The organism is Selenihalanaerobacter shriftii (assembly GCF_900167185.1).
In the GTDB taxonomy this organism is placed as follows: domain Bacteria; phylum Bacillota; class Halanaerobiia; order Halobacteroidales; family Acetohalobiaceae; genus Selenihalanaerobacter; species Selenihalanaerobacter shriftii.
In genome coordinates, this window is the sequence record NZ_FUWM01000015.1 from 64,666 (window position 1) to 78,424 (window position 13,759).

The window sequence follows — 13,759 nt, forward strand, 5'->3', positions numbered from 1 at the left end:
TTAAGTTAGTGTATAATGATAAAAAATATATTTTTTAATAAAAGGTGACATTAATGGAGGATAGAGGGATGATTTTAGGGGGAAGCATTAGTTGTGCAAAAATATAGGGTTAAGATTAAAGGATTAGATAACTCTATTGAAGAATATAGAAGTGAGGTTAATTTTTAGACTTAAATTTAATTATTAGAAAATTAAAAAAACGAGAGGGTGTTAAGTAATTGTACTTTCCAACTAAAGAAGAGGCTGAAGCAATGGGGGAGAAAGGAAATATAATTCCTATTTATCGTAAGATTGCTTTAAATGATGAAACACCGATTTCTGTTATTGAAAAATTGGGAGGAGACGATAAAGAATTCTTTTTATTAGAGAGTGGAAAAGGACCTGAGAATATTGCCCGTTATTCTTTTTTAGGTTATCAACCATTTATGACTTTTAGAAGTAAAGGTAATCAAATTAATATTAAGAATGAAGAAGAAAGAATAGAGTTAACTGATGATCCTTTACAGAAATTAAGTGAACTCATGGATGAATACCAGCCGGTTAAAGTAGATGGATTACCTAAATTTTATGGTGGAGGGATTGGCTGTTTTAATTATGATGTGGGTCGTTTTTTTGAGGAATTACCTACAGATGCAGAAGATGATTTAGAATTACCAGAGATTTATTTTACTTTTACTGATACAGTAATTGTGTTTGATCATTTTGCTGACGAGTTATTAGTAATTGCTAATATGATGTTAGATGAGGGTGAAATAAATGAGTTATATGATCAAGCTGTAGAACGTATAGATTGGATTATTGATCAGTTAGAAGAGAATGAATATCAAGATGAAATTAAAGAGTTCACTGGTGATTTAGCATTTAATGAAGATGATTTAGATTATGAGGCTAGCTTTAGCAGGGAAGAGTTTGCTAATGCTGTACGAAAGGCTAAAGAATATATTAAAGCTGGGGATATTTTTCAGGTTAATTTATCAGTTAGAGTAGACACGCCTATAACAGAAGATCCTTTTACAGTTTATAAAGTATTACGCAAATTGAACCCATCACCATATATGGCTTATTTGAATTTTGGAGATTTACAGATTGTTAGTTCGTCTCCTGAATTATTAGTTCGTTCATTAGATGGAGTAGTAGAAACTAGACCAATTGCTGGTACTAGGCCACGAGGTAAGACTAAAAAAGAAACTCAAGCATTGGCTGATGAATTGATTAACCATCCAAAAGAGAGAGCGGAACATATTATGTTAGTCGATTTAGAAAGAAATGACTTAGGACGAGTTTCTGATTATGGAACAGTAGAAGTGGATGAATTGATGGTAATAGAAGAGTATTCTCATGTAATTCATATAGTTTCTAATGTAAGAGGGGAATTACATCAGGATAAGGATCGTTTTGATATTTTAAGAGCAGCATTTCCTGGAGGAACAATTACTGGTGCACCAAAAGTTAGAACGATGGAGATTATTGAGGAATTAGAGCCAGTTAGAAGGGGCCCATATACTGGTTCTATTGGATTTTTAGGTTTTGGTGAAGAAATGGAGTTAAATATAGTAATTAGAACAATGGTGATTAAGGATGGTAGAGCATATATACAAGCTGGAGCTGGAATAGTTGATGATTCGATTCCAGAAAAGGAGTATGAAGAGTCGTTAAAGAAAGCAGAAGCATTATTAAAAACGATTACTCTTGTAGAAAAAGGTGATATTAAATGATTCTAATGATAGATAACTATGATTCTTTTACGTATAACTTAGTTCAGTATTGTGGACAATTAGGTGCTGAAATGGTGGTTCATCGCAATGATAAAATTACTATTGAAGAGATAGAGGAGTTGTCTCCAGAGAAGATAATTATCTCCCCAGGGCCTTGTACTCCTTTAGAAGCGGGAATATCTAATGATGTGATTAGAAGGTTTAAAGGAGAGATCCCTATTCTTGGTATTTGTTTAGGGCACCAGTGTATTGGACATGTTTTTGGTGCGGAAATTGTTAGAGCTGAAAACTTAATGCATGGTAAGACATCAAAAGTTTATCATAATGAGGCAGGAATTTTTGAAGAGATTGAATCTCCATTTATAGCGACTAGGTATCATTCTTTAATTATTAAAAAAGAAACAATTCCAGATTCTTTTGAAATCACTGCTAAAACTAAGGCAGGAGAGATTATGGGTATAAAACATAAAGAATATGATATTGTAGGTTTGCAGTTTCATCCAGAATCTATTTTAACTAGAGCTGGTCATGATTTGCTGGCCAATTTTTTAGAATTACCAAAGCTAGATTGTAATGTGATCGATTATGCAGGTTAATATTAATAAAGAAATAATTCCACTAGAGGAGGCTAGAATTTCTCCTCTGGATCGTGGATATCTATATGGAGATGGGATTTTTGAGACTATGCGTTCTTATGGTTCCAAAGTATTTAAACTGAATGAGCATTTAGATAGATTATATTCATCTGCTCAAGCAATTCTAATGGAGATACCGTGGAGACAGGAAGAATTGGCTATAGAAATTAAAAGAACATTAGAGGCTAATGATTTAAGTGAAAGTGATGCTTATATTAGAATTAGCCTGTCTCGAGGTGAGGCTGGAATAGGAATTAATCCTGCTGATGCTAAGGAGCCAACGTTAATGATAATTACTAAGCCATTATCGCCACCTGATCCTAAACTTTATGAAAAAGGTTGGGAGGTAGTTACGGTTCCTACTCGTAGAAGCCAAATAGAAACAGTTAATCCGCGGATTAAATCTTGTAATTTTCTTAATAGTATTTTAGCTAAAGCAGAGGCTAAAATGGTTGGGGCAGATGATGGGATTATGTTAAATCAAAAAGGCTTTGTTACTGAAGGAACAGTTAGTAATCTTTTTTTGGTTAAAGATGGTATTTTAAAGACTCCACCTAAATCTGCTGGAATATTAGCTGGAATAACTAGAAAATTAGTAATTGAATTAGGCTTAGAATTGGAGTTGAAAGTTAAAGAAGAGAATCTAACTAGACATGATTTCTATACTGCAGATGAAGCATTTGCTACGGTGACTTCTGTAGAGATAATACCGATTGTCAAGATGGATAATAGGCTAATTGGAGACGGCAAACCAGGACCAATAACTAGGGAAATTTTTGATAATTTTCCTAGACCTAGATAGATGAAAATTATTTTTAAGAAAAAATATAAATTTTGTTGACAAGGAAATAATTTTATAGTATCATATATAAATGTAAGCGAGAGGGCGAATAGCTCAGTTGGGAGAGCACCTGCCTTACAAGCAGGGGGTCACAGGTTCAAGTCCTGTTTCGCCCACCATTTTATTTATGGATGAAAATCATGGAAAAGTAGAAATGTTAATTTTTATTAGTGTGGCGAGATAGCTCAGTCGGTAGAGCAGTGGATTGAAAATCCTCGTGTCCCCGGTTCGAATCCGGGTCTTGCCACCATTCTTATTTTGTAAATTATATAAAATTTACATAAAAAAACTGACCAATTATTGGTCAGTTTTTATTATTTATTATGAAATTATTGATACTTCTTAAGCTTTATTTCGCCGCCAATAGATCAATGAACCAGCACCGATAATTAATAATATACTAATCACTTGCGCAACACGTAGTGATCCTAGCATTAAGCTATCTGTTCTTAATCTTTCAATAAAGAACCTTCCAAGAGAGTAAGTCATAATATATGTTAAAAAAACTTCACCATTTTTAATATTATCTCTCTTTTTTAACCACATTAAGAATATAAAGACTGATAAGTCCCAAATTGATTCATATAGAAAGGTAGGGTGACGATAAGCACCATTGATATACATACCCCAAGGTAAATCAGTCTTATATCCATATGCTTCTTGGTTAATAAAATTACCCCAACGACCGATTGCTTGACCTAGAATTAAACTGGGAGCAGCTATATCTACAATTTTCCAGAATTTGATTCCTTTTATTTTAGTAAAGATGATAGCAGTTAGAGTAGCTCCAATTAAAGCACCATGAATAGCTAAACCACCCTCCCATACTGCTATTATATCTTGTATATTTTGACTATAGTAATCCCATTGGAAAATAACATAATAAGTTCTAGCACCAACAATTGATATTGGTATAGCAATGATGATAAGATCTAAGAAAGTATCAGGATTTAGATTTCTCCTTTTACTTTCTTTTAGTGCTATGATCAACCCTAAAAATATAGCGGAAGCCATAATTATTCCGTACCAATGTACAGATAGAGGGCCGATTTCAAAAGCTACTGGATCTATGTAATCAGGTTTAAGCATTAATACGCCTCCTTTAAGAACAGTTAACATTACTAATATAATAATATATATTATATTATATGTAAAGAGAAGGTTAGTATAATTAATAGAATAAAATAGTTTGCTGTAAGTTTGTGATAATATTAAATATAAATAATTTTTAGGTATTTTAAAAGGATTTTTATTATATTTATAGTAATATATTAAGTAAGGAATCACTTATTCTGTATTATTTTTCTAAGTTTATTGAATTTAGATTTTAGTAAAAAACATGGAAAGTATTTTAGAAGCGAAGGAGGAGAAAATGTGAAAGATGCAATGACACCTGCTACAACTATAGAGCGTTTGCCAATCTATTATCGTTGTTTGCAGAAATTAGACAGAATGGATGTAGATGTGATATCATCAAAGGATCTAGGAGAGAGAATAGGTATTCCTTCTACTCAAGTAAGAAAAGATTTATCATATTATGGAGAGTTTGGAAGAAGAGGTGTAGGTTATGAGGTGCCTGTTTTATTAAAGCATCTTAGAAAGATTTTAGGACTTGCTCAAGAATGGGAGATAGTATTAGTAGGGGCTGGTGACTTAGGCCATGCTTTAAGTAAATATGGCGGGTTTAAAAAATTAGGATTAAATATTAACCATGTATTGGATGTTGATTCAGATAAGGTAGGTAGTAAACTTGGTGATGTAGAGATTCAACATATAGATGAATTGGTCGATGTAGTTAAAGAAAATAATGTAGATATAGGGATTATTGCTGCTCCAGGAGATTATGCTCAAGAAATAGCGGATGAATTAGTTGGAGCTGGTGTAAAAGCTATTTGGAATTTCGCTCCTGCAAGAATTAAACTTCCGCCTGAAATAGAATTAAGAAATGAGGATTTATCAATCGGATTAATTAGTTTAGCTTATCATCTTTCTAGAAAATAATGTAGAATTCTATTTTTAATAAAATTCTTATGAATAATAAAGGAATTTTATTAAAAACAGATAATTAAAATAATATACCAAAATTAATTTTGGTATATTATTTTTTGTTTATTATATATTGATTAAATATAATAATATAATACAATGTAAATTAATATATTTAAATATAGTTTGATTTCGACAATTATTTTCAGAAAATTATATAAACTGAATGATAAATATTTAATTATAGGAATGATTTTCAAGATTATTTTGCATAACTGACATTATAAAACTCATATTTATCTAAGTAAAGCTATTACTTTTAGTTAGAGGAGGTGAATTGATGAAATCTTTAAAGGAATTAAATAAGATTAAAGAAGAAGTTAAAGAAAAGCAAGAGAAGATTAAAGAAAATGATATTAAGATTACTATTGCTATGGGTACATGCGGTATTGCTGCTGGAGCTAGAGAGGTATCAGAGGCTATTTTAGATGAATTAGAGACGAGAGATTTAGATAATGTAACAGTTGCTTATACAGGTTGTATTGGACTTTGTCACCATGAACCTTTAGTTAAAGTAGCAGCTCCAGATCAACCTGTCGTATTATATGGAAATCTAAATCCAGAAGCAGGACGCAAGATTATTGCCCAGCATATAGTTAATAATCGTATTGTTGATAAATTGGCTATTAATAAAGAATGAGTCAGGAGGTGAGAATTGTGGAGAAAGCTATTAAACAAATTACAGAAAATTTCGAATCTGAACGGACACCTTTAATTTCAGTTTTGCATAAAGTGCAGGCTAAATTAGGGTATTTAAGTGAAGAAGTATTGGAGTTAGTAGCTAAGAGCCTTAATTTACCGTTAAGTAAGGTATATGGAGTAGCAACTTTTTATACTTTATTGGATACGGAAGAAAAAGGTGATAATATAATTAGAGTCTGTGAAAGTGCTCCATGTCATATTAAAGGTTCTACTAATATTTTAGAGGAAGTTAAAGAAAAATTAGACATTAAAACGGGTGAAATAACAAAAGATAATAAGTTTAGTTTAGAATTAACTAGTTGTTTAGGAGTCTGTGGTGTTGCGCCTGCAATTATGATTAATGAGACGATTTATGGGAATTTGACAGCAAATAAATTAGATTCTATATTAGAGAAGTATTAAGTAGGAAGGAGGGATATAATGGCTTTTTATCGAAGTCATGTGCTAATCTGTAATGGTAAAGATTGTGTAGAAGAAGGGGCTAAAGAGGTAGAGAGAGCTTTAGTTAAAGAGTTAAAAAGATTGGAACTTGATAATGAAATAAAAGTTGTAGATACAGGTTGTTTAGGTCCGTGTGAAGCTGCACCAGTAATGGTTATTTATCCAGAAGGAGTTTATTATGGTAATGTACAAGTTGAAGATGTAGCTGAAATTGCTGAGGAACATCTATTAAAAGGTAGACGAGTTCAAAGGTTATTATATGAATCAGAAGAAGATGCTGAGATTATTACACCTTATCAACAAGAGGATGTATTCCCTGGTGAAATGAGAATTGTATTACGTAATTGTGGAGTCATTGATCCAGAAGATATTAAACAGTATATTGGACAAGATGGTTATAAATCATTAGGAACTGTCTTAACTGAATTAAGTCAAGAAGAAGTAATTAATATGGTAGATGAGTCGGGTCTTAGAGGGCGGGGAGGAGCTGGATTCCCTGCAGGTTTAAAGTGGAAGTTTACTAATCAAGCAGAAGGCGACGAGAAGTATGTGGTAGCTAATGCGGATGAAGGAGAACCAGGTACCTCTAAGGATCGTTTAATTATGGAAGGTGATCCTCATAGTTTATTAGAAGCTATGGCCATCGCTGGTTATGCTGTTGGAGCTAATACCGGTTATATTTATATTAGAGGTGAATATCAGCTAGCTGTTAGTAGGCTACAGACAGCTATTGAACAAGCAGAAGAAATGGGATTATTAGGAGAGAATATATTCGATTCCGGTTTTGATTTCAAGATTAAAATTAGAGAAGGAGCTGGAGCTTATGTTTGTGGAGAAGAAACTGCTTTGCTCCAGTCAATTGAAGGCGAAAGAGGAGAGCCACAGGTTAAACCTCCATACCCACCTAATGAAGGATTATGGGGTAAACCAACACTAATTAATAATGTAGAAACATTGGCTAATATCCCAGTTATTATGGAGAAAGGTGCTGAGTGGTTCAGTGAAATAGGAACTGAAAGTTGTACTGGAACTAAAGTCTTTACTGTAAGTGGAGATGTAGAAAAGGAAGGTTTAATTGAAGTTCCTATGGGTACTACTTTAAGAGAAATAGTAGAAGGCTTTGGTGGAGGTATTGCTAACGGTAAAGAGTTCAAAGTAGCTCAAACCGGTGGTACTTCTGGAGGATGTATTCCTAAAGATTTAATGGACACTCCTATGGATTATGATTCTTTAGCAGAAGTAGGAGCAACTTTAGGATCAGGAGCTTTATTGATTATGGATGAAACTCATTGTATTATAGATGTTGCTAAATGTTTTATGCATTTCTTTGAACATGAATCTTGTGGTAAGTGCTTGCCATGTAGAGAAGGTAATACTAGAATGTATGAAATCTTAGATAGAATCTCTAAAGGAGAAGGTGTTTTAGCAGACTTAAATAAGTTACAGGATTTAGCTGATGTAATGTCTAATTCTGCTCTTTGTGGTTTAGGTCAAGCAGCTCCAACTCCGATTATGACTACTTTGAATCATTTTAAAGATGAATATTTAGCTCACATTACAGCAAAAGTATGTCCTACGGAAGTCTGTAAAGATTTAACTGTAGAACAAGAAGAAGAGTATGAAAGGAGTGAGACTGCGTGAAGATAACTATTAATGGACAGCAGTTAGAAGCTACTGCTGGACAAACAATTTTACAAGCTGCTCAAGAATATGGAATTGATATTCCTAATTTATGTTATGATCCAGAATTAAAGATTGAAGGAGCTTGTAGAATGTGTTTAGTAGAAATAGAAGATTCAGAACAAATGGTTACAGCTTGTACGACAGAAGTTAGTGAAGATTTAGCAGTAAATACTGAATCAGAAAAAGTTATTAGAATGCGTAAGCTGTTATTAGAATTATTGTTAGCTAATCACGAACAAGAGTGTCTGACTTGCGATAAGGCAGGAGCTTGTAAGCTACAGAACTATGCTTATAAATATGATGTAGAAGAGAGTAGATTTAATGGTAAAATGAGAGAATATGAGGGTATAGTTGCTGATAATTCATTCTTTATTCGTGATAATGAGAAATGTATTCTTTGTCGAAAATGTGTTAATATCTGTGACCAGGTACAAAGGGAATCAGCTATTGGATTTGAAAATAGAGGTTTTGAAACTACAGTAAATACAGCTTTTGATCGTCCCTTAGAAGATGTTAACTGTCAGTTCTGTGGTATGTGTGTAAATGCCTGTCCAACTGGTGCTTTAATGGAAAAGGCTGCAATGGGTAAAGCTAGAAATTGGGAAGTAGATAAAGTTGAGACTACTTGTCCTTATTGTGGAGTTGGTTGTCAGCTAGAATTGAATGTGAAGGATGAAGAGATAGTTAAAGTAACTACTAATAGTGATAATGTTAATCGTGGTCAAACTTGTGTTAAAGGTAAATTCGGTTTAGACTTTGTTACCAATGATGATCGCTTAACTAAACCATTAATTAAAGAAGATGGTAAATTTAGAGAAGCCAGTTGGGACGAAGCTTTTGATACAGTAGCTAATAGGTTTGGAGAGATTAAAGATAAGTTCGGTGGAGAAGCTGCTGCTGGATTAAGTTCAGCTAAGTGTACTGATGAAGAGAACTATTTAATGCAGAAATTCATGCGGGCGGTGATGGGCACAAATACTGTAGACCATTGTGCTAGGTTATGACACTCCTCTACTGTGGCTGGTCTAGCCAAAAGTTTTGGTAGTGGAGCAATGACTAATTCTATTAATGAAATAGAAGGTGCTGATGCAATCTTTGTTACAGGATCAAATACTACAGAAGCTCATCCGGTGATTGCTTTAAGAGTCAAGAAGGCTCAAAAAGAAGGGGCTAAGTTAGTAGTGGCTGATCCAAGAAAGATAGACTTAGTTAAGTATGCCGATCTTTGGTTACAGCATAAACCAGGAACAGATGTTGCTTTATTAAATGGTTTAATGCATGTAATTATTAAAGATGGTTTATTAGATGAGGAATATATTGAAGACAGAACTGAGAATTTTGAAGCTGTAGAGGATATCGTTGAAAAGTATACTCCAGAATATGTCTCAGATATTACAGGGGTTCCTGCTGAGGATATCGTAAAGGCTGCTCATATGTATGGAGAAGTAGAGCGAGCTAGTATTCTTTATGCTATGGGAATTACTCAGCATACTTCTGGAACAGATAATGTATTATCTGTAGCTTGTTTAGCAATGTTAACTGGAAATGTTGGTAAGGAAAGTACAGGAGTCAATCCATTACGAGGTCAAAATAATGTACAGGGAGCCTGTGACTTAGGTGCTTTACCAAATGTATATCCAGGATATCAGAGTGTAGCTGATCCTTCAATTAATAAGAAGTTTGAAGAAGCTTGGGGTGTTGAATTATCAGATGAAGTAGGGTATACTGTTACTGAGATTTTTGATGCCATTGATGAGGATAAAGTTAAAGCTTTATATGTAATGGGAGAGAATCCAGTATTAAGTGACCCAGACTCTAATCATATTAAGGAAGCGTTAGAAGATGTAGAGTTTCTAGTAGTACAAGATATTTTCATGAGTGAAACAGCAGAATATGCTGATGTAGTATTACCAGCTGCTAGTTTTGCAGAAAAGGATGGAACATTTACTAACTCTGAAAGAAAAGTGCAGAGAATAAGAAAAGCTATAGAACCAATAGGTGAAAGTAAGCCGGATTGGGTAATATTTAATGAGTTAGCTAAGCGAATGGGACATGATTGGGATTATAAGAATTCAAGTCAGATTATGGATGAAATTGCTAGTGTAACTCCAATTTATGGTGGTATGAGTTATGATAGAATAGAAGAAGATGGTCTGCAGTGGCCATGTCCAGATTATAATCATCCGGGAACTAAGTATTTGCATGAAGGTGAATTTGCTAGAGGATTAGGACAGTTTAATCCAGCAGAATATATGCCACCTCAAGAACAACCAGATGATGATTACCCATATGTGCTAACTACTGGAAGACGCTTATTCCACTTCCATACAGGAACCATGTCTCGTCATGCTGATGCTTTAGATGAGCATTATCCTGAAGAATTAATGGAAGTAAACTTAGCTGATGCTGAAAAATTAAATGTTAAAGAAGGCGATAAAGTAGAAGTAACTTCTCGCCGTGGAACAGTAGAATCTAAAGTAACTATTAGTGAAAGAGTTCCAGAAGGTTTAGTCTTTATGTCTTTCCATTTTGCTGAATCAGCTGCTAATGTTTTAACTAATCCAGCTTTAGATCCTGTAGCTAAGATTCCAGAGTATAAGGTTTGTGCAATTAATATAGAAAAAGTTAGTTAGAATAAATAATTATGACCCTTTGAGGTGAAAATAGTGAAAGAACTAGAAGAAATTACAGTATTGAGAGCAAGTAAAGAAGGAATTACTAATTTAGCTGATGCAGTAGTTACAGAAATGCCTTTAACGATTATACTCAATGATGAAGAAATCGTTACCTTACTCTGTACTCCTCTTAAATTAGATTATTTAGCTTTAGGTTTTTTAAAATCTGAAGGGTTAATTAATGATAAAGGTGATGTAAAGAAAGTTGAAGTTGACCAAGAGGATGGAATAGTTAGAGTAGAAACTAAAGATAATACATCTTCTTTAGTAGAGAAATTATATGGTAAAAGAACAATTACATCAGGTTGCGGAAAGGGAACTATTTTTTATAATGTAATTGATTCTTTACAGTGTAATAAGATAGAATTAGAATTAGAGATTGAAGTAGATATGGTTTTAAAGTTAGTTAGAGAGTTACAACAGAGAGCTGAATTATTCCAAGAAACTGGAGGTTCACATAGTTCAGCTCTTTGTACTCCTAAGGAAACTTTAATTTTCAATGAAGATATTGGGCGACATAATGCAGTAGATAAAATTGTTGGAGAAACAATCATGAAAGATTTAAAGCTTAATGATAAACTTTTGGTCACTAGTGGGCGAGTTTCTTCAGAGATTTTGCTTAAAACAGCTAAGTTAGGTCTGTCAATCCTAATTTCTCGAGCAGCGCCAACGTCATTAACAGTTAATATGGCAGATGAATTAGGAATTACTTTAATTGGATTTGCTAGAGGAAGAAGAATGAATATATATACTCATGACTGGCGAGTTAAAAGGTAAATAAGTTATTAAGCTCTCTATTATTAATAATAGAGAGCTTTTTTATAGATAGCATCAAATTATTGTTAAGATCATTTTTTTACAAATTATGGGATAAATGCAGGAGAAACTAATTATTTTATAGAAATTAAAGGTAATAGAGGAGTTATTACATAATTAGATAATAGATGAAATGTGGCATGAATATGTAATAGGATATGAATAATTAAATTGTATAATAAAGGAGGATTAACTTGCAGTTAATTGATAAAGAGATGTTTGATATTGATGTTGAACGGACTTTGAAGAGTCGGCTCTTATTAAAGACATTAATCTTTTCTGGAATCTTAGGGTTAATTGGTTTATTATTATTAGGAATTTTTACTTATAATACAGCAACGGATGGTTTCAAAAAATTATCTACTGAAAAATTAGATACTATATCTAATGAGTTAAATTATCATTTTAATGGAGTTAATAGATCAAAACAAGAGTTAATTAATAATTTAGATGGTCTTAATAAGAAAGAGAAGAGATATTTTCAGAATGGAACTGGACAGATTTACATAATAGACAAGCAAGGAGAAATATTATATGGAAATCCTAAAAATAGCTCCAAACTTTTAAATAGTATTCAGAAAAATAATACAAAAATATTAGAATATGAATTTAATGGTAATAGGATGATCGCTAGTTATGAATATAATTCGGAATTAGGTTGGCATATAATAGTTGCAGACCAGGTTAGTAATATGACTCGGTTTAATAAAGATGTAGCTTGGACGATGATAATTACATGTCTTGTGGCTATGGCATTAATGGGGACAGGAGCTGTTTTTGTAACTAACAATATAACAGGACCTATTAATCAATTAGTAGATATTTTAGATAAGACGGAACAAGGGAATTTAACTGCTCAAGTTGACTTTGCTCATCGTGAAGATGAATTAGGGGTCTTAGGTACTACTTTTAATAATATGATTGATAAACAAGCAGATATAATAAAGCAAGTTAAATCTTCAGCCCAAACGGTAAGCAGCTCTAGTGAGAATTTATCGACTACTATAGATGAATCTGACCAATATATTGAGAATACTACAGCTAATATTACTGAATTATCAGCTAGTATACAAGAGATAGCATCAAATACTGAAATGGTTTCATCCTCAGCAGAAAGAATGACTGAGACAGTGGATGATGGTAGTCAGTCTATAGAGAAGGCTGTTACTGAAATGCATTCTATTCGTAATATGGTAGAAGAATCTGCAAGTATAATTGGTAATTTAGGTGCGAAAACCAAAGAGATTGAAGAGATTATAAATTTAATAACCAATATCGCTGAACAGACTAATTTATTAGCTTTGAATGCAACTATAGAAGCTGCTAGAGCAGGAGAGCATGGACGTGGCTTTGCAGTAGTAGCAGAAGAAATTCAGAATTTAGCTGAAGAGACTTCTAATGCTACCGAGGATATAGCTAAATTAATTAGAGAAACACAAAAAGGTTCTGAAGAAGCTATTACAGCAATTGAAGAAGGAACGGAGGAAGTTGCAGTTGGAGAGGAAGTAATTACTAAAGCAGGAGATGCTTTTGAAGAAATAAGTGAAGCTATAAATGAAACAAGCTCTCAGATTAAAGACTCTAGTGCAGCAGCTCAACAAATGGCTGCTGGGGCTGACCAAGTAGTTGATTCTACTGAAAATATTGATGATATGTCTAAAGAAATGAAAAAGACTTCAGAATCATTGACTGAAGAAGCTATTGATTTAAAAGGGTTAGTTGACCAATTTAAAGTATAGATTTTAAAGTGTTGTGAGCTGTGAAGTTCACAACACTTTAACTTTTTTTAACAGGAAGTTTAATCCTACTTTATTTACTCGAATTCAAGCTGAAAAAATAATTATTGATCCAAGAACTGTTAGAAATGAAGAAATTTCAATTATAATTTCACATTTCAAGAAGTTAATAGAGTAGGGGGCGGTATGAAACATTAAAAGCAGAAAGTAGAGGTTAGAGATATTCACCGATGGTAACTATTGGTGAAGGAAGCGTTTTGACTCTGAATCCAAGTAAACATCAGCGTTTCAATGAAGCAATAGATAAATTACAGATTTCTTGACAATAGTATAAAAGAAGAGTATAATGAAACCTAGAAATTAAATTTGGGAATGGCTGTACCCCTGGTGGGTGCCCCGGACTTCAAATCCGGCGGCGGGCCAGCCTTGAGCTGTCCGCGGTAGGTTCGATTCCTACACATTCCCGCCA

At 33.3% G+C, this 13,759-nt stretch carries 11 protein-coding genes and 3 tRNA genes; 13 read left to right on the forward strand and 1 reads right to left on the reverse strand.

Annotated features, from left to right (window positions below; translation table 11 throughout):
* Window positions 1-218: 218 nt before the first annotated feature.
* The 5 genes from trpE (at window position 219) to B5D41_RS09235 (ending at window position 3,441) form a co-directional block, all read left to right on the forward strand.
* Window positions 219-1,715, forward strand: coding sequence for an anthranilate synthase component I (gene trpE / locus B5D41_RS09215; RefSeq protein ID WP_078810336.1), 1,497 nt, complete (start codon window positions 219-221; stop codon window positions 1,713-1,715).
* Window positions 1,712-2,311, forward strand: a complete 600-nt coding sequence (locus tag B5D41_RS09220; RefSeq protein ID WP_078810337.1) for an anthranilate synthase component II — start codon at window positions 1,712-1,714, stop codon at window positions 2,309-2,311. The genes trpE and B5D41_RS09220 overlap by 4 nt, the downstream gene beginning before the upstream one ends.
* Window positions 2,301-3,152, forward strand: a complete 852-nt coding sequence (gene ilvE, locus B5D41_RS09225; protein ID WP_078810338.1) for a branched-chain-amino-acid transaminase — start codon at window positions 2,301-2,303, stop codon at window positions 3,150-3,152. The genes B5D41_RS09220 and ilvE overlap by 11 nt, the downstream gene beginning before the upstream one ends.
* An 82-nt stretch (window positions 3,153-3,234) precedes the next feature.
* Window positions 3,235-3,310: transfer RNA gene (locus B5D41_RS09230), tRNA-Val, on the forward strand.
* A 55-nt stretch (window positions 3,311-3,365) separates the two neighbouring features.
* A tRNA-Phe gene (locus tag B5D41_RS09235) sits at window positions 3,366-3,441 on the forward strand.
* A 92-nt stretch (window positions 3,442-3,533) separates the two neighbouring features.
* Here B5D41_RS09235 and lgt read toward each other — a convergent pair.
* Window positions 3,534-4,280 (reverse strand): prolipoprotein diacylglyceryl transferase, encoded by a 747-nt coding sequence (gene lgt / locus B5D41_RS09240; RefSeq protein ID WP_078810339.1) that lies wholly within the window; start codon window positions 4,278-4,280, stop codon window positions 3,534-3,536.
* A 285-nt stretch (window positions 4,281-4,565) separates the two neighbouring features.
* On the opposite strand from lgt, the gene B5D41_RS09245 reads away from it, so the two are divergent.
* From B5D41_RS09245 to B5D41_RS09280, 8 genes are all read left to right on the forward strand, one after another.
* A complete protein-coding gene (locus B5D41_RS09245) occupies window positions 4,566-5,192 on the forward strand; it encodes a redox-sensing transcriptional repressor Rex (protein WP_078810340.1) in 627 nt (208 codons plus the stop codon).
* Between the two features lie 325 nt (window positions 5,193-5,517).
* Window positions 5,518-5,877, forward strand: a complete 360-nt coding sequence (locus B5D41_RS09250; protein ID WP_078810341.1) for a (2Fe-2S) ferredoxin domain-containing protein — start codon at window positions 5,518-5,520, stop codon at window positions 5,875-5,877.
* 17 nt (window positions 5,878-5,894) lie between these two features.
* On the forward strand, window positions 5,895-6,341 hold the full coding sequence (nuoE, locus tag B5D41_RS09255; RefSeq protein WP_200806454.1) for an NADH-quinone oxidoreductase subunit NuoE: 447 nt from the start codon (window positions 5,895-5,897) through the stop codon (window positions 6,339-6,341).
* Between the two features lie 18 nt (window positions 6,342-6,359).
* On the forward strand, window positions 6,360-8,021 hold the full coding sequence (nuoF, locus tag B5D41_RS09260) for an NADH-quinone oxidoreductase subunit NuoF (RefSeq protein ID WP_078810343.1): 1,662 nt from the start codon (window positions 6,360-6,362) through the stop codon (window positions 8,019-8,021).
* On the forward strand, window positions 8,018-10,696 hold the full coding sequence (gene fdhF / locus B5D41_RS14400; RefSeq protein WP_078810344.1) for a formate dehydrogenase subunit alpha: 2,679 nt from the start codon (window positions 8,018-8,020) through the stop codon (window positions 10,694-10,696). The genes nuoF and fdhF overlap by 4 nt, the downstream gene beginning before the upstream one ends.
* 33 nt (window positions 10,697-10,729) lie before the next feature.
* Window positions 10,730-11,515, forward strand: a complete 786-nt coding sequence (gene fdhD, locus B5D41_RS09270) for a formate dehydrogenase accessory sulfurtransferase FdhD (RefSeq protein WP_078810345.1) — start codon at window positions 10,730-10,732, stop codon at window positions 11,513-11,515.
* 233 nt (window positions 11,516-11,748) lie between these two features.
* Window positions 11,749-13,293: a methyl-accepting chemotaxis protein gene (locus tag B5D41_RS09275; RefSeq protein WP_078810346.1), complete on the forward strand. Its 1,545-nt coding sequence runs from the start codon at window positions 11,749-11,751 to the stop codon at window positions 13,291-13,293.
* Between the two features lie 365 nt (window positions 13,294-13,658).
* Window positions 13,659-13,759, forward strand: a tRNA-Sec gene (locus B5D41_RS09280).